We start from the raw sequence: 16,071 nt of genomic DNA, 5'->3' as shown, positions 1-16,071 counted from the left end.
CACCACAGATCGGCGTCTTCCAGCGAGTTCCCGGGTAACGGGCCGCCAGGCCGGTTCTCCAGAAGTGTCCGACGCTTGGTCTTCCCACCGGGACGCGTGATCCAGGACGAACCGGCGGAGGGGATCCGCCGGACGGCGAGCGGTGTTGCGGGCCGGCCGGGTGCCGGTGTCACGCAGCGTGCCGGTAGGCGCGATCGGTGACGGGCGCGGTCTCCGGGCCGGACGGCTGCGACGGGCGGTTGCGGACCGTGGTGGCCTGGAGCTGCTCCAAGGGCATGATCTCGGCGCGCAGGGCGGCGGCCAGTTTGCGGGCCAGGCCCAGGCGGATCGGGCCCGATTCGCAGTCGACGACCACGCTCGCCACCCCGGACAGGGCCGGGACCAGGCGCATCGGGTCGGGGCCGCTGGTGGAACGGCCGTCGGTGACCAGCACCAGCAACGGGCGGCGGCGGGGGTCGCGGCGGCGTTCGGTGGCGATCGTGGCGACCGCGGCTTTCAAACCGGCGGCCAGCGGGGTGCGGCCACCGGTGCGCAGGGCGGCCAGCCGCTGGACGCCGACCTCGTGGCTGGAGGTCGGCGGCAGCACGACGTCGGCCTCACTGCCCCGGAAGGTGATCATCCCGATCCGGTCCCGCCGCTGGTAGGCGTCGCGCAGTAGGGACAGCACCGCCGTCTTGACCAGTGTCATCCGCTTCCGGGCGGCCATCGATCCGGAGGCGTCGACCACGAAGAGCACCAGGTTGGCCTCCCGCCCGACATGAACCGACTCCCGCACGTCCCGCGGCAGCACCCGGACGGGCCCGCCACCGCCCGGCCCGAAGCCGCCACCCGCGCGAGGTGATCCGGCCGGAGCCGGGCCCGCGCCGTCGACCACGGGCGGCGGGAGGGCGGGGAGCGGGGCGACGGCGATGTCGTCACCGGACAGCGCGGCCGGGACAACGGCGTCCAAGACGGTCCGGTCCACGGCGGCCCCGCCCAAAGCGGCCCGGTCCAGGGCGATCCGGTCCAGGGCGGCCCGGAGGGTGGCGAACAGGTGTGGGGCGCCGGCCAGTTTGCCCTGCGGCTGGCGGCTTCCGACCACCCGGCCACGGCGGGCGAAAGCCGGGGAACGACGGCCGGTGTGGCCGCCCTCGCCGCGGGCCGCGATGCGCAGGGTGCGGGTGCGGTAGGCGGTGCCCGCCGTGGCCACCGCTCCGGCGGGCCGGCCGTCCGGGGACGGCGTGGAGTCGGAGGCGCCGGCGGGAGAGGCATCGCCGGCCGCTAAGGGGGGACCGGAGGGAGGCTGCGGGGCCGGGCTCTCCCCCGTACCGCCGAGGGTGTCTGATGGACCGGAACCGTCGGGCGGACCGTCACCACCGCCGGGACCCGCACCACCACCGGGACCATCGTCGTCGGGGTCGTCGCCGGAGGAGGGATCGGGCGGACCGGCGGCATCGGAGGCGTCCGGGGAATCGGCGGCGCGATCCTCCTGGGCCTGGCGTTCGGCTTCGGCGAGGGCCTCGTCCAGCTTCTCCTCGTCGGTGCCGGGCGGGTCGAGGGGGTCGGTGCGGCGGCGGTGGGGCAGCGCCAGCCGGGCCGCGTCACGGACGTCGTCGGCGGTGACCCGGTCGCGGCCGTGCCAGGCGGCCAGGGCGACGGCGCAGCGGGCGACCACGATGTCGGCGCGCATGCCGTCCACCCCGTAGGCCAGGCAGACCCGGGCGATCCGGTCGAGTTCGGTGTCGGGCAGCGTCACCGACGGGAGCTGGGCGCGGGCGGCGGCGATCCGGGCCGCACACTCCTGTTCGGCCTCGGCGAACCGGGCCGCGAACCCGTCCGGATCGGCCTCGTAGGCGAGCCGCCGCCGGACCACCTCGGCGCGCTGGCGGGCGTCGCGGGGCGCGGCGACGTTGACGACCAGGCCGAACCGGTCGACCAGCTGGGGGCGGGGTTCGCCCTCCTCCGGGTTCATCGTGCCGACGAGCAGGAACCGGGCGGCGTGCTTGACCGACACCCCGTCGCGCTCGACGTGGGCGCGGCCCATCGCGGCGGCGTCCAGGAGCAGGTCGACCAGGTGGTCGGGGAGCAGGTTGACCTCGTCGACGTAGAGGACACCCCGGTGGGCGGCGGCGAGGAGGCCGGGCTCGTACGCCTTGACCCCGTCGCTGAGCGCGCGCTGCAGGTCGAGGGTGCCGACGACCCGGTCCTCGGTGGCGCCGACGGGGAGTTCGACCAGGCTCGCGGGCCGGGACGCGGACGGGCCTCCGGGGGTGTGCGGGCCGTCGGGGCAGCCGGGGTCGGGTGCGGCCGGGTCGCAGGCGAACCGGCAGCCGTGCACCACGTCGACGGAGGGCAGCAGCCCGGCGAGGGCGCGGACCACGGTGCTCTTGGCGGTGCCTTTCTCGCCGCGGACGAGCACACCGCCGACGGCCGGGGAGACCGAGGTGAGGAGCAGGGCCAGTCGGAGGTCGTCGAGGCCCACCACGGCCGAGAACGGGTACGGAGTCGTCACCAGGGTCCCTTCCGGCGGGTGTCCACGCCCGCTCGTCGGTTGTCGCGAGCGGCCGGAGTCTCCTGACTCCCGGTTCACCGAGGTGAGCCGGTCACAGTGGCGGGACCGTCCCGGACTCGCACCGGGTTCCTCCGCTACCGCTCACCGGCCACTCTTCCCGACCGCCGATCGGCCCGTCAACGCGGGCTCCACCACAGCGGTCAGGAACGGACTGCCTTCTCGGTACCGGGCAGCGGTTCCGGCGCGATCCGGTCGAGTTCGGTCACCACGTCCAGGACGGCGAGCGCACTCTTCTCCACCAGTGGCCGCAACCGCCGGTAGAGGCCGGCGTCGGCCGGGTCGGGCCGGGTGGGCTCACCGGTGGGCACCATGGCGGCGGCCCGGTCGAGGTCGGGCAGTTCACCGAGGGCGTGCCGGGCGAGCAGGCAGGCGCCGAGCGCGGTGCCCTCGGGCACGTCGGCGACGGTGACCGGCAGGTCGAGGGCGGACGCCAGCACGCTGATCCACAGTTTCGAGGCGGCGGCCCCGCCGGTGGCACGGATCTCGGTGAGTGGCGCGCCTTCGGCGTCGAACGAGTCGCGGACCAGGGCGAGCTGCTGGCAGACGCCTTCGACGGCGGCGCGGACCAGTTGCGGGCGGCCGTGTTCGCGGCGCAGCCCGAGGTAGGCGCCGCGCATGCCGGGACGCCACCAGGGGGCGCGTTCGCCGAGAAGGTACGGCAGGCAGATGAGCCCGTCGCTGCCGGCCCGGACGGCGGCGGCCTCGTCCAGCAGCCGAGCGTCCCGGTCGTCGGCGTCCTCCCCGACGGAATCCGACGAATCGCCGACAAAAGCCGATCCGGCCCACCGCACCACCGACCCGGCGTTGTTCACCGCCCCACCGATCACCCACCGGTCCTCGGTGAGCGCGTAGCAGAACAACCGCCCCGCGGTGTCGCTGGTGGGAGCCCCCACCACGGTGCGCAGCGCCCCACTGGTCCCGAGCGAGATCGCCCCCACCCCGGCCGGGGTGGCGCCCACCCCGAGGTTGGCGAGCGGCCCGTCGGCGGCCCCGATGATCAGGGGTGTCGACGGCTCCAGACCGGCGGCCGCCGCCACCGAGGGGTCCAGGGTCAGGGCCTGTGTGGTGGGGACGACCTCGGCGAGCTGCTCCGGCCGTACCCCCGAAACGGTCAAAGCGTCTTGGTCCCACCGCCGTGCGTGGATGTCGTAGAGGCCGGTCCCCGAGGCGACCGACAGGTCGACGAGGAAGGGACCGCCGGCCAGCGCCGCGACGATCAGCTCCTTGACCCCGCCCCACCGTGGGGTGTCCCGCAGCGTCTCCGGATCCGAGTCGGCCCACCAGGCGAGCTTGGTGAGCGGGGACATCGGGTGGACCGGGGTCCCGGTGCGGGCCTGGAGTTCCTTGGCGTGCCCGTCGGCGACGATCCGCTCGCACTGCTCGGCGGCCCGGTTGTCGGCCCAGGTGATCACCGGCCCGAGTGGTTCGCCGGAGGCCTTCATCGGGACGAGGGCGTGCAGGAACGAGCTGAGGCTGACCGCGATCACCCGGTCGCCGTTGTCCCGGCAGGCGGCGGCCACGTCGGTGAGGGCGCGCAGGGCGGCGTCGACGAGGGCGGTGCTGTCGAGCTCGGCGCGGCCGGGGCCGGGGACGGCGAGCGGGTAGTGGACGCTGGTGAGGGCGCGGATCTCACCGGCCGGACCGGCGGCGATCCCCTTCGTCGAGGTCGTCCCGGTGTCGATGCCGATGACCACATCCATGTGTCTCTCCCCTTACCGTCGAACGCCAGACGCCCCACCGGACGATATCCGGCGAGGCGTCTGGCGAAACGGCAGAGGTGAATCGGAAAGGCGGAACGGATCAGCGCTGGTCGGCCGGAACGAAGTCGCGGACCGGGGACCCGGTGTAGATCTGCCGCGGGCGGCCGATCTTGTTGGCCGGGTCGACCATCATCTCGCGCCACTGGGCGATCCAGCCGGGGAGCCGGCCGATGGCGAAGAGGACGGTGAACATGTCGGTCGGGAACCCCATGGCCTTGTAGATCAGGCCGGTGTAGAAGTCCACGTTCGGGTACAGCTTGCGGGAGATGAAGTACTCGTCGGAGAGGGCGATCTCCTCGAGCTTGAACGCGATCTCCAGCAGCGGGTCCGGCTTGTCCAGGGTGGAGAGCATCTCCTGGGCGGCCTTCTTCACGATGGCGGCGCGCGGGTCGTAGTTCTTGTAGACCCGGTGGCCGAAGCCCATCAGCTTGACGCCTTTTTCCTTGTTCTTCACTCGCGTGACGAACGAGTTGACGTCTCCGCCGTCCTTGCGGATCTGCTCCAGCATCTCCAGGACCGCCGCGTTGGCACCGCCGTGCAGCGGGCCGGAGAGGGCGCCGATGCCGGCCGAGACCGACGCGAACAGGTTGGCCTGCGCCGACCCGACCAGGCGCACCGACGAGGTCGAGCAGTTCTGCTCGTGGTCGGCGTGCAGGATGAACAGCATGTCCAGGATCTTGGCGACCTTGGGGTCGACGTCGTACTGGACGGTCGGCAGACCGAAGGTCAGGCGCAGGAAGTTCTCGACGTAGTCGAGGGAGTTGTCCGGGTACGGCAGAGGGTGGCCGATGGACTTCTTGTAGGTGTACGCCGCGATCGTCGGAAGTTTCGCCATCAGGCGGATCGCGGAGATGTCGACCTGCTCGGAGTCGAGCGGGTCGAGCGCGTCCTGGTAGAACGTCGACAGCGCGGTGACCGCCGACGACAGCACCGACATCGGGTGCGCGTTACGCGGGAAGCTGGAGAAGAACGTGCGCATCTCCTCCTGCAGCAGCGTGTGCACCCGGATCTTGTCGGCGAAGTCACGCAGCTGCGCCGGGGTGGGCAGCTCACCGTTCATCAGCAGGTAGGACACCTCGAGGAAGGTGCTCTTCTCCGCGAGCTGCTCGATCGGATAGCCGCGGTAGCGCAGAATGCCCTGGTCACCGTCGATGTAAGTGATCGCCGAGGTGGTCGACGCCGTGTTCACGAAACCCTGGTCGAGGGTGACGTAACCGGTCTCCTTCAGCAGAGCACTGACGTCGATGCCGCCCGGACCGTCGACGGCCTTCTTGACTGCCATCGACAACTGACCACCGGGGTGGTCGAGCTTGACATCCGTCATGTATTTCCCTCACTTCACCGGCAGATGTCCCAAATATTTTGCCGTTCACCGTAAACCCTCAACCTGAATGGGTCATCAGGTGGCTGGCTGTTGAGGCATTGGTCACCAGTACGTATGGGTCGTTGCGCCATAGACAATGGTCGGTATATTGCGACTCTGTTACGGAGGCCCTATGCACATCGTCGTGGGAGTCGGCCGGATCCCCGCCGACACGGCCGCGATCCGGTTCGCCGCGCGGGAGGCCTCGTCCCGCGGACGCGTGGTGCGGGTGGTGCACGCCTTCGCCGGTCCCGCCGACGCCGGTTACGGCCCGGCACGCCGGCTCGCCTCCCGGATGGTCGACGAGGCGGTCGCCATCGCCCAGCGTTCCACACCCGGCGCCGGCGCGCGCGGTCAACTGGTGGATGGCCCGCCCGGGCGTGTCCTGCCGGCGCTCAGCCGCCAGGCCGAACTGCTGGTGGTGGGCGGTCTGCGGCCGGATCTGGTGACCCGTTCCCAGTGCCCGGTGGCGGTGGCCCGGGTGCAGAGCACCCCGTCCGGCCCGGTGACGGCGGCGGTCGACGCCTCGCCGTGGGCGGTGCCGGTGCTGCGGTTCGCGGCCGCGGCGGCGGCCCGCCGGGAGGTGGCCCTGCACGTGCTGCACGTGACCGGGCCGGGCCGGGAGACCGGCGGCGCGCGGCTGCTCGACGAGGTGCTGGCGCAGGTCCCGGAGGCGGCCGGGGCGCGCCGCCGGGTGGTGGCCGGGATCCCGGCGTCGGCGCTGATCACCGCTTCCCGGCGGGCCGGGCTGCTGGTGCTGGGGCCGCGGTCGACGGCCCCGGCGGGCCGGCTCGGGTCGGTCGCCACCGAGGTGGTGCGGTTCGGCGCGTGCCCGGCGGTCCTGGTGTCCGGGGCCCGGATCCCGGCCCGCCGGGTGGCCCGGCAGCTTCCGGGAAGCCCGGTAACCCACTGACCGAATTGCTACCGTTGGCCCATCTATTGATCTTCGGGCCGTACGGGAGGAATGCCCGGTGCGTTCCGTACACCCCCGCCGCTGGTGGCAGATCATCGCCGCCGCCGGCCTCGTCGTCACGGTCACCTACGCGGCGGTCCCGGAGTCGGTGGCCGCCACCGCCGGGTTCGCCGCCCTCGGCGTCGCCACGGTCGCCGGCTGCTTCCTCGGCCCGCGCCGGTGGGGCGCCGAACCGGCCGGCGCCTGGCTGACGATGGGCGTGTCGGCGCTGCTCTTCCTGGTCGGCGTGCTGATCCGGCCGACCGTCACCGAGCAGCCGATGCCGTGGCCGCTGCTCGCCGACGCCGCCAGTTTCAGCGGCTACCTGCTGCTCGGCACGTTCCTCACCATCCTGCTCCGGCAGCGCGGCAGCCTGGACCGGCACGCGGTGCTGGACGGCCTGATCGTCTTCCTGGCCGCCGGGCTGGCCAGCACCCTGCTGCTCGCCCTGCCGGCCGCCGCCATCGACGGCCGCGACCACCTGCTCTCCTTCATCCAGGGGCTGTACCCGCTGCTCGACGTGACCCTGGTGCTGCTGCTGGCGAACCTCACCTTCACCGCCAAGCACTGGCCGCCCAGCCTGATCGCGTTCATCGTGATGATGACCGCGATGTTCACCGGCGACCTGGCCTACGCGATCGTCGGCGTACAGGGCAAGATCTACGCGTCGCCGCTGCTCAACGTGCCGTTCCTGGTGGCGTACACGGCTCTCGGGGTGGCCGCGCTGCACCCCTCGGTGGCCGACGTCAGCCGCCCCGACAAACTGCCCGCGCAGGCCTGGTCCTGGTCCCGGCTGTCGCTGCTGCTGCCCGCCCTGGCCATGCCGTTCCTGCTGCTGCTCACCACCGGCGCCGAGACGGCCGCGCACCGGCTGCTGATCGCGCTGACCGGGGCGCTGATCGTGGCGCTGCTGCTGGCCCGGGCGGTCGCCGCGGTCCGCGCCCAGGTCGCCGCCCAGCTGCGCTCCGAACACCAGGCCACCCACGACCCGCTGACCGGCCTGCCCAACCGGCAGTCCATGTCGGCCGAGATCGAACGCCTGGTCACCGTGGTCGACCCGGAGGGCAACAACCGGATCTGGGTCTACATGCTCGACTTCGACGGCTTCAAGTGGGTCAACGACTCGTGGGGGCACGACACCGGCGACCAGCTGGTGATCGACGTGGGGCGGCGGTTGCGGTCCGCGGTGCCGTCCGGGATCCCAGTGGCCCGGGTCGGCGGAGACGAGTTCCTGCTGGCGTACGTCGGGGAGAAGGGTGACGCCCTGCGCCTCGTCGACGACATCCGCGGTTGCTTCGCCCGGCCGTTCCCGGTGCGTGACCACGACGTGGTGATCAGCGCGTCGATCGGCATCTCGCACGCCGACGCCGACCCGGCCACCGCCGCGGTCACCGCCGAGGCCCTGATGCGGGACGCGGACACCGCGATGTACCGGGCCAAGGGCGAGGGGCCGGGCCGGTCCACCATCTTCGACACCAGCATGCACGCCCAGGTCCGGGAGCGCATCGAGCTGGAGGTGGCGCTGCGGCAGGCGCTGGCCGAGGAGCAGCTGCACGTGGCGTACCAGCCGATCGTCCGCCTGGAGACCGGGGTGCCGGTGGGTGCCGAGGCGCTGGTCCGGTGGATGCACCCGGAGCGCGGGGCGATCCCGCCGATGACGTTCATCCCGATCGCCGAGGACGCCGGGCTGATCACCGCGATCGGCACCTGGGTGCGCAAGGAGGCGCTGCGCCAGCTCGGCGTGTGGCGGTCCGAGGGCACCGTCGGCGACGACTTCTACCTGTCCATCAACGTGTCGCCGCGGCAGCTCAACGATCCGGAGCTGCCACTGATCGTGTCCGGCGAGATGGTCCGGTACGGCGTCCCGGCGCACTGCGTGGCCCTGGAGATGACCGAGTCGGTGATGGTGGACGGCTCCAGCGTCACCGCCCGGGTCCTGTTCGAGCTGCGCGAACTCGGGGTGAAACTGCTCGTCGACGACTTCGGCACCGGGTTCTCGGCGCTCGGCTACCTGCGCCGGTTCCCGGTCACCGGGGTCAAGATCGACCGCTCGTTCGTGACCGGGCTGGGCGTCAACGTCGAGGACGACGAGATCGTCCGCGCGGTGGTGGCGATGAGCCACGCCCTCGGCCTGTCGGTGATCGCCGAGGGCGTGGAGACACCGTTGCAGCGGGAGGCGCTGCACGCGGTCGGGGTGCTCAACGGCCAGGGCTGGCTGTGGGGCGCCGCGGTGGACGCCCCGGACTTCTCCCAGCGCTGGCGCGAGATGATCCAGCGGACCCCGCAGATCACACCCGGCGGCGCTCCGAACCCGACGAACTGACCCGCCGGTCCCGGACCAGACCGCGCCGCTCCTCCTTGCGGACCGGCGCACCCGCCTTGGGGAACTCGTACAGCCAGAACGACTGGGCGTCCACCCGGGTCGGCTGGGCCCGGCCGGCCGCCCGGCCCAGGATGATCGCGATCATCCGCGGCAGCTGGTGCCGGTCCTCGTTGTACGAGCAGATGTCCACCACGACCTTGCCGTCCACCTCGCCGATCGGCTGGTACATCCGGCGCAGCAGGGCGATGAACACGCCGGCGCCCCGGGTGCCCCGGTCGGCGCCGACGAAGCTGACGTAGAAGATCCGGTTCTCCCGGTACAGCTCCGGCCAGTGGTACTCGAAGTACTCCGGCGCGATCAGCGAGATCGCGTCCAGTTCGGTGGTCATCGCGGCCAGCCCGACCACCGTCTCCTCGGCGTCCAGGGCCACGTACTTCGGCACCCGGGTGTCCGCCATCAGGTCGTCGAACTCGTCCCGGTGGAGCAGGTGCCGGTTGGCCGCGAGCACCCGCAGATCGTTGAAACACTCCAGGTAGAAATCCCAGGCCTGGTCCAGCAGATCGGCCGGCAATCCCGGCATGACCTCCACGCGCATGATCCGCCCCCTCTCGAAAGACAAACCTTCCAGGGACCCTGGTGCCGTGCGGGCAACTCCGGCATTATTCGCACGCGGAATCCGATGGGAGGACCATGACCTTGCTCGTCGCGCTCCTGCTCGTCCTGACGGCCGGACTCGCCGTGGCCCTGATCGCCGCCACCCGGGAGCCGACCGGGTAGAAATCCGGGTATGCGCTTCGCCACCTGGAACGTCAACTCGGTCAAGGCCCGGCTGCCCCGGCTGCTGGACTGGCTGGCCACCACCGCGCCCGACGTGGTCTGCCTGCAGGAGACCAAGGTCGCCGACGGCGCCTTCCCGGAGAAGGAGGTCGCCGAACTGGGGTACGCCACCGCCGCGTACGGCCAGGGCCGCTGGAACGGGGTCGCCCTGCTGTCCCGGGCCGGGATCGAGGACGTGCGCCACGGTTTCGCGGGTGTTCCCGGCTATCCCGATCCGGAGGCGCGCGCCATCAGCGCCCGTTGCGGCGGCATCCGGTTCATGTCGGTGTACGTGCCGAACGGCCGGTCGCCGGAGGACCCGCATTACACGTACAAGCTCGATTGGCTCTCCACTCTTCGCGACGCCCTGATCCCGGACCTGGCGGCCGGCCCGCTGGTGGTGGCCGGCGACTGGAACGTGGCGCCCACCGACGCCGACGTCTGGGACATCGGCCTGTTCGCCGGCGCCACCCACGTCACCCCGCCGGAGCGGGAGGCGCTCGCCGCGATCCGCGGGATCGGGCTCGCCGAGGTGCCGGCCCGCCCCCTCAAGGGTGACCACCCTTACACCTACTGGGACTATCGGGCCGGCATGTTCCACCAGAACAAGGGCATGCGGATCGACATCGTGCACGCCAGCGCCGACGTGGCCGAACGGGTCACCGACGCGTACGTGGACCGGGAGGCCCGCAAGGGTAAGGGACCGTCCGATCATGCCCCGGTCGTGGTCGATCTGAACGGCTGACCGGGCGACCACGTAGGCTGGGGATCGACCGCAGCCAGCACGACGGGGAGTGAACAGGAGGCACGATGACGGCACCGACACCGGCCGGCACCCTGCTCCACGCGTCCTTCCTCGCCGAGGCGGGCCGCCGGCTGTCCGCCTCGCTCAACGTGCGGCGCTGCGTCCGCACCACCCTCGAACTGGCCGTCGAGCACCTGGCCGACTCCGCCGTGGTGGTCCAGCCGGCCCTGCGCCGGCAGAGCGCCTGGAGCCGGCTCGCCCCCGGGCACGCCCTGGAGGAGGGCTCGCTGCGGGAGAGCCGGATCACCGACGTGCCCGGCCTGGCCGAGGCGCTCGGCGGGTTCCCGCCCATCCCCAGCCGCTGGCTCGACCCGTCCCAGGCGCCCGCCTGGCTGGTCCCGGCCTCGCTCGGCCCGGTCGGCGCGCTGCTGGTGGTGCCGCTGCCCGGCAACGCCGAGCCGGCCGGCGCGCTGATCCTGGCCCGCGGCGGCCCGGACGCCGCCTTCGACACCGGCGACGAGCTGCTCGCCCGGGTCTTCGCGGCCCGGGCCGGCGCCGCCATCTCGGCCGCCGTCCTCTACCAGGAGCAGGTCGAGATCACCGCGGTCCTGCAGGCCGACCTGCTGCCGCCCGAGCTGCCGGAGATCGACGGCTTCGAGCTGACCGGCTCCTACCAGGCGGCCCGTGAGGCGCTGCGGATCGGCGGCGACTTCTACGACGTCTTCGAGCCGTCCGGCGACAGCACCGACACGGTGATCGCCCTCGGCGACGTGTGCGGCACCGGCCCGGAGGCGGCAGTGCTCACCGGCAAGGTCCGGCAGACGCTGCGGGCGCTGCACCTGGTCGGCGCCGGGCCGGAGCAGATGCTGCACGTGCTCAACCAGGCGCTGCTCGGGTCCGGCCGGCGATCCCGGTTCGTCACCCTGGTGACCGGCTCGGTCACCCGCGTCGACCACGGCCGGGTCCGTCTCACCCTGGCCACCGGCGGCCACCCGCCGCCGCTGGTGCTGCGCACCGACGGCACCGTCGAGGAGGTCCCGGTCAGCGGCACCCTGATCGGCGTGCTGCCGCGGACCGTGGTCCGGCCGGCCACCGTCGAGCTGGCCCCCGGCGAGCTGTGCCTGCTGCACAGCGACGGGCTCACCGAGGCCCGCGGCGGCCCCACCGGCACCGAGCAGTACGGTGAGGCCCGGCTCCGGCAGGCCCTCGCCTCGTGCGCGGGCATCCCCGGCGCCGCCACCGTCGAACGGATCCGGCAACTCGTCTCCGACTGGTCGCACGGCGGCCACTCCGACGACATCGCCATGCTCGCGGTGCGCGCGCCCACCCGCACCCCGCTGAGCCTGCGCGGCGGTGGGGCGGCCGTCTCGCCCTACGCGATCGGCGCCCGCCGGCCGAGGCAGCGCTCATGACCACGACGCACACCGTCACCCGCATCGACGACGCCCTCGGCGGCTACTACCTCTCCCTGGTCGCCGACGGCGACGACCGGGGCGCCGCCGAGCTGGTCACCGGACTGCTCGACGACGGCGTCCCCCCGCAGCGGATCATCGTCGACCTGATCGGCGCCACCCAGGCCGCCGTCGGTGAACTGTGGGCCGCCAACACGTGGACGGTGGCCCGCGAGCACGCCGCCACCGCCGCCGGTGAGCGCGCCCTGGCCGCGATCGGCGCCCGCACCACCGTCCGGCCGACCCGCGGCCGGATCGCCCTGGCCTGCGTCGACGGCGAATGGCACGGCCTGCCCGCCCGGATGCTCGGCGAGCTGCTGCGCCTGGACGGCTGGCGGGTCGACTTCCTCGGCGCCAGCGTCCCCGGCCGCCACCTGATCACCCACCTGCACCAGACCGGCCCCGACGCGGTCGCCCTGAGCTGCATGATCGCGACGAGGCTGCCCCGCGCGCACGCCGCCGTCACCGCCTGCCGCGCCGCCGGCATCCCGGTGATCGCCGGCGGCCGCGGATTCGGCCCCGGCGGCCGCTGGGCCGAACGCCTCGGCGCCCACGCCTGGGCGTCGACCGGCGAGGAGGCGGTGCTCCGCCTGTCCCAGAACTGGCCGCCCGCCCACGATCTCCCCGACCCGGAGTACCTGGGCAGCGAGGAATACACCCACCTGGTCCGCTCCCGACCGGAACTGATCAGCACCGCGATGCGCCGCCTGGCCGCCGCCTATCCGGCCGCCCACCACTACGACCCGGCCCAGGTGGACTCCACCGCCGAAGACATCGGCCACATCGTGGACTTCCTGGCGTCGGCGCTGTATGTGGGCGAGGACGACATCTTCCTCGACTTCACCCGCTGGACGGTGGACGTGCTGCGCGCCCGCGAGGTCCCCCCGAACGCGCTGCGCGCCGGCCTGCACCTGATCCGCGACCAGCTGGCCGACTTCCCGTCGTCGGCCGCCCTGCTGACCGCCGCCCTGGCCGAACTCCCCCGCACCTGACTCCCCCGCCCACCGATCCACTCCCCGGCGGCAGGTCACTTCCCTTTTCCGGTACGCCCCTGAACAGCATCGTCTCCACCACGCGAGGCCGCCCCGTCCCCCAGACCGCCCGGCGCCCGCCGGGCCGAATGCGGTGGTCCCGCACCCCTCCCCGCGCCCTTGTCGTCAACGCATGGCGCGACTGCTCAGCCGCGCCCTGGCCGATCCCGGCGGATTCACCACCGTTTTCGAGCCTTGTCCTCGGCTGCCTGATCACTTACGGCCAATCCCTCGTGCGGGCAACCAGTCCCGCCGAGATCCTGGTGGATTCACCACCTATTGAGCCTTCTTCTCAGCTGCTGGCCCGCTCGCGATTAATGCCTCGCGCGAGTGTCCGCCCCTCAGCTCCGCCCTGGCCGATCTTGGTGGATTCACCACCGTTTCAAGCCTTCTTCTCGGCTGCTGGCCCGTCCGCGGTCAATTCCTCGCGCGAGTGTCCGCCCTCCAGCTCCACCTTGGCCGATCTTGGTGGATTTACCACCTTTTCCGGTGGTAAATCCACCAAGATCTCTGCTGAGCGAGTCGCCCGCGCGAGCTATTGACCGCGAGTGATCAGGCAGCCGAGAAGAAGACCCTATTAGGTGGAAAATCCGCCAAGATCGGCCAGGGCGGGGCCCGAAAGCGGACACTCGCGCGGGGAATTTACCGCGAACGGGCCAGCAGCCCAGAGGAACACTCTTTTAAGTCTTCTTGCCGGCGGAGGGCCGAGTGTTGCGCAGATCCTCGACCGGCTGACTCGGCTCACCCGGCAGGAGCACACCGTGCCCGGTCGTGCGCAGGCACAGACGCCCCGCACCGAATAATCGGTTGCGCGGGTTTTCCGGGCGGCATAGCGTGAGCGCATGCTGTGATTCCTTCCCGCCCGCCGCCCGCCGTGCCGTGTGCACCTGGCCGGGCCGCGTTGTTCTCCGTGTGCCGTGTCAGGCCGGAGTGGGTCGGTTCATGCGCTACTCCGTCACGGTTCCTGACACACCCGGGCAGGCGTCGTTCCTGCCGGGCCACGTCGTGGTCACACCACTCGCATTCCGCTTTTTGACGGCACGGTCCCACCGCTGGTGGCGACCGTCGCCGCTGCTCCCTCGTGGAGCCGTGAGGAGGTCGCCTTATGCCTGCCGAACCGTTCTCCGTTCACCTCGATCTCGACGAGATCGCCCGGCGGGACATCGCCGCCACCCTTCGACCCTCGCTGCCGGGGACTGATAAGGATCAGTCCAGCGGGTCGGCCGCCACCCATCACGGTGCCGGGGATTCCCGGCAGGCTGCCCGGGAGCGTTCCGGCCGGGCCCGGGAGAACCGGTCCGGTGGTGGGCGCAGCTACGCGTTCCGCCGCAGCTAGGACCTGTCGGCGTCAGGATCTCCGTTCGTGTGCCGCGTTGTGGCTCGAATCGAGCCACAACNACACCGCGGCACACGGTCTGGCCTCGGCAGCTCGCTCGACCGGACGGCAGGATCCGAACCGGCCGGACCGGACGCGGCCGGCGACAGGGCAGGCCGGCAGGCCGGACCGGACACAGCCGGCGACAGAGCAAGGCCGGCTGGCCGGAGCGGACGCGGCCGGATGACCTGACGGAACAAGCACGAATGACAGAACGCCCGGCACCGGGATCACCGGGTGCCGGGCGTTCCACGTCCGGGAGTCGTGCGTGTGATTCGGGTTGCGCGGATCGTGCGATCGGTGCGGGTTGCGCGGAACGTGCAGGTGGTGCGGCCGTGCGGCAGCTGGCAGCTCCGCCGAGCCGCGGCCAGGCCGACGCGCACCAAGCCGTAGCACGGCCACGCTAACGCGCACCAAGCCTTGGCCGTGGCTCGGCCGAAGCGCGCCGGGCCGGGACGGAGCGCACCTGCCCTAGCCGGGTTGCGGTGGGTGTCAGCCGAGCTGGACGTACACGTCGTCGATCTGGCCGTGGTACATGTCGGCGCCCTTGGTCAGGTTCGGGCCGCCGATGCGCATCGGCATCGCGTTGTCGACGGTGACCGCGGCGGGGACCGCCACCCGGCTGCCGGGGGTGCCGTCGACCGAGACGGACAGGGTGCCGTTGGTGCGTTCGCAGACGACGCGGTGCCACTGGCCGTCGGCGACCGGGCGGGCCGAGATCGCCGAGAAGGTCTGGGCGGTGCCGCGGGCGACCATCACGCACTGGGCGCGGCCGGTGCGGCCGGTGATCTGCATCTTCCACTGGCTCTCGGTGTCGGCCACCCCTTTCTGCATGACGTTGGCGTTGCCGTTGAGCTGGTTCTTGGTGATGCGGACGCTGGCCGCCCATTTGAAGTTGCGGGTGCCGGGGTCGAGTTCGGCCCGGTCGTCGGCTTCGAGGATGGCTTTGGCACAGGTGGGTGTGGTGCTGGCGCACTGGCCGGGGAAGGAGGCGTACCGGCCGCTGCCTTCGGTCATGATCGCGACCTGGCCGTTGTTGGCGCCGCGCAGGGTGAGCGCGGCGCCCCGGCCGGAGAGGTCGTTGACCCTGCCTTCGGTGGCTCCGCCGTCGAAGTTGTAGCGGGCGACGAGTGCGGGCTCCTGGGCGAGGGCGGGAGCGCCGAACAGTGGGACGGTGAGGAGCGCGGACAGGGCGGACAGCAGGATCTTCATGAGAAGAAGATCCCTTATTGGGCGGTTTATTGCACTTAGGCCGATAAAAAGTAGATCGTTAGAGTAGTCCGGCCTCGTCGGCGATCATGCAGACCGCGACCAGGCGCAGCAGCGGGAACCCGGCCGCGGCCCACTCGGCGGGCGACAGGGGGGCGTACCCGGGCTCCGGCAGCGGCCGGCCGGCGCGGGTGGCGGCGGCGGCGATGCTCCGGGCGTACGCCGCGAGCCCGGCGGCGTCGATCCGGCGCCCGGCCTCCAGCAGGGCGTCGCGGACGGCCGCGGCGTGCTGGTCGATCCGGGCGAGCAGACCGGGGTCGGCGAACGCGGCGGTGAGGCCGTCGACGCCGACCCGGGCCATCATCTCGTCGAGGTAGGCCCCGGCGGGGCGGACGGCGGCGACAGAGGCGGCGAAGGCGAAGTTCGTCATGCCGAGAAACCTAAAGGGTGCCGAACGGCCACGACAGAGGCGTGACCGAACGGCACCGGGGGCGC

At 72.2% G+C, this 16,071-nt stretch carries 12 protein-coding genes and 1 riboswitch; of the genes, 6 read left to right on the top strand and 6 right to left on the bottom strand.

The window, feature by feature from the left end; translation table 11 throughout:
- Window positions 1–169 precede the first annotated feature (169 nt).
- From ACQ0O7_RS23395 to ACQ0O7_RS23385, 3 genes are all read right to left on the bottom strand, one after another.
- Entirely contained in the window at window positions 170–2,491 is a 2,322-nt protein-coding gene (locus ACQ0O7_RS23395; RefSeq protein WP_430784316.1) for a VWA domain-containing protein, read from the bottom strand.
- Window positions 2,492–2,525: 34 nt separating this feature from the next.
- A riboswitch (cobalamin riboswitch) is annotated at window positions 2,526–2,648 on the bottom strand.
- Between the two features lie 43 nt (window positions 2,649–2,691).
- Window positions 2,692–4,251, bottom strand: a complete 1,560-nt coding sequence (locus ACQ0O7_RS23390; RefSeq protein ID WP_430784315.1) for a gluconokinase — start codon at window positions 4,249–4,251, stop codon at window positions 2,692–2,694.
- A 100-nt stretch (window positions 4,252–4,351) separates the two neighbouring features.
- Window positions 4,352–5,635: a citrate synthase gene (locus ACQ0O7_RS23385; protein WP_430784314.1), complete on the bottom strand. Its 1,284-nt coding sequence runs from the start codon at window positions 5,633–5,635 to the stop codon at window positions 4,352–4,354.
- A 172-nt stretch (window positions 5,636–5,807) separates the two neighbouring features.
- On the opposite strand from ACQ0O7_RS23385, the gene ACQ0O7_RS23380 reads away from it, so the two are divergent.
- Both ACQ0O7_RS23380 and ACQ0O7_RS23375 read left to right on the top strand, forming a co-directional pair.
- A complete protein-coding gene (locus ACQ0O7_RS23380) occupies window positions 5,808–6,587 on the top strand; it encodes a universal stress protein (RefSeq protein WP_430784313.1) in 780 nt (259 codons plus the stop codon).
- Window positions 6,588–6,645: 58 nt separating this feature from the next.
- Entirely contained in the window at window positions 6,646–8,949 is a 2,304-nt protein-coding gene (locus ACQ0O7_RS23375; protein ID WP_430784312.1) for an EAL domain-containing protein, read from the top strand.
- On the opposite strand, the gene ACQ0O7_RS23370 is transcribed toward ACQ0O7_RS23375, so the two are convergent.
- A complete protein-coding gene (locus tag ACQ0O7_RS23370) occupies window positions 8,915–9,544 on the bottom strand; it encodes a hypothetical protein (protein ID WP_430784311.1) in 630 nt (209 codons plus the stop codon). The two genes, ACQ0O7_RS23375 and ACQ0O7_RS23370, sit on opposite strands and share 35 nt — an antisense overlap.
- 192 nt (window positions 9,545–9,736) lie before the next feature.
- Between ACQ0O7_RS23370 and ACQ0O7_RS23365 the strand changes: the two genes are divergently transcribed.
- The 4 genes from ACQ0O7_RS23365 (at window position 9,737) to ACQ0O7_RS23350 (ending at window position 14,328) form a co-directional block, all read left to right on the top strand.
- Window positions 9,737–10,510 carry an exodeoxyribonuclease III gene (locus tag ACQ0O7_RS23365; protein WP_430784310.1) on the top strand — a complete coding sequence of 258 codons (774 nt, stop codon included), beginning with the start codon at window positions 9,737–9,739 and terminating at the stop codon, window positions 10,508–10,510.
- A gap of 65 nt (window positions 10,511–10,575) precedes the next feature.
- On the top strand, window positions 10,576–11,922 hold the full coding sequence (locus tag ACQ0O7_RS23360; protein WP_430784309.1) for a PP2C family protein-serine/threonine phosphatase: 1,347 nt from the start codon (window positions 10,576–10,578) through the stop codon (window positions 11,920–11,922).
- On the top strand, window positions 11,919–12,953 hold the full coding sequence (locus ACQ0O7_RS23355; protein WP_430784308.1) for a cobalamin B12-binding domain-containing protein: 1,035 nt from the start codon (window positions 11,919–11,921) through the stop codon (window positions 12,951–12,953). The genes ACQ0O7_RS23360 and ACQ0O7_RS23355 overlap by 4 nt, the downstream gene beginning before the upstream one ends.
- 1,144 nt (window positions 12,954–14,097) lie before the next feature.
- On the top strand, window positions 14,098–14,328 hold the full coding sequence (locus tag ACQ0O7_RS23350) for a hypothetical protein (RefSeq protein ID WP_430784307.1): 231 nt from the start codon (window positions 14,098–14,100) through the stop codon (window positions 14,326–14,328).
- Between the two features lie 531 nt (window positions 14,329–14,859).
- Here the strand turns inward: ACQ0O7_RS23350 and ACQ0O7_RS23345 are convergent.
- Window positions 14,860–15,579: a LamG-like jellyroll fold domain-containing protein gene (locus tag ACQ0O7_RS23345; protein ID WP_430784306.1), complete on the bottom strand. Its 720-nt coding sequence runs from the start codon at window positions 15,577–15,579 to the stop codon at window positions 14,860–14,862.
- 58 nt (window positions 15,580–15,637) lie between these two features.
- Complete coding sequence (locus ACQ0O7_RS23340) at window positions 15,638–16,006, bottom strand: DUF6401 family natural product biosynthesis protein (protein ID WP_430784305.1); 369 nt, start codon at window positions 16,004–16,006, stop codon at window positions 15,638–15,640.
- Between the last annotated feature and the right edge of the window lie 65 nt (window positions 16,007–16,071).

The sequence above is a fragment of the Actinoplanes sp. G11-F43 genome (genome assembly GCF_050589265.1).
Taxonomy (GTDB): domain Bacteria; phylum Actinomycetota; class Actinomycetes; order Mycobacteriales; family Micromonosporaceae; genus Actinoplanes.
Note: the sequence above shows the minus strand (reverse complement) of the source record. Positions and strands in the feature narration are given on the sequence as shown.

Excerpts from the sequence above, each read along its gene's own strand:
- ACQ0O7_RS23385 (WP_430784314.1), bottom strand. The coding sequence starts at position 5,635 with ATGACGGATGTCAAGCTCGACCACCCCGGTGGTCAGTTGTCGATGGCA.
- ACQ0O7_RS23390 (WP_430784315.1), bottom strand. The coding sequence starts at position 4,251 with ATGGATGTGGTCATCGGCATCGACACCGGGACGACCTCGACGAAGGGG.
- ACQ0O7_RS23365 (WP_430784310.1), top strand. The coding sequence starts at position 9,737 with ATGCGCTTCGCCACCTGGAACGTCAACTCGGTCAAGGCCCGGCTGCCC.
- ACQ0O7_RS23380 (WP_430784313.1), top strand. The coding sequence starts at position 5,808 with ATGCACATCGTCGTGGGAGTCGGCCGGATCCCCGCCGACACGGCCGCG.
- ACQ0O7_RS23355 (WP_430784308.1), top strand. The coding sequence starts at position 11,919 with ATGACCACGACGCACACCGTCACCCGCATCGACGACGCCCTCGGCGGC.
- ACQ0O7_RS23350 (WP_430784307.1), top strand. The coding sequence starts at position 14,098 with ATGCCTGCCGAACCGTTCTCCGTTCACCTCGATCTCGACGAGATCGCC.
- ACQ0O7_RS23340 (WP_430784305.1), bottom strand. The coding sequence starts at position 16,006 with ATGACGAACTTCGCCTTCGCCGCCTCTGTCGCCGCCGTCCGCCCCGCC.
- ACQ0O7_RS23345 (WP_430784306.1), bottom strand. The coding sequence starts at position 15,579 with ATGAAGATCCTGCTGTCCGCCCTGTCCGCGCTCCTCACCGTCCCACTG.
- ACQ0O7_RS23370 (WP_430784311.1), bottom strand. The coding sequence starts at position 9,544 with ATGCGCGTGGAGGTCATGCCGGGATTGCCGGCCGATCTGCTGGACCAG.
- ACQ0O7_RS23360 (WP_430784309.1), top strand. The coding sequence starts at position 10,576 with ATGACGGCACCGACACCGGCCGGCACCCTGCTCCACGCGTCCTTCCTC.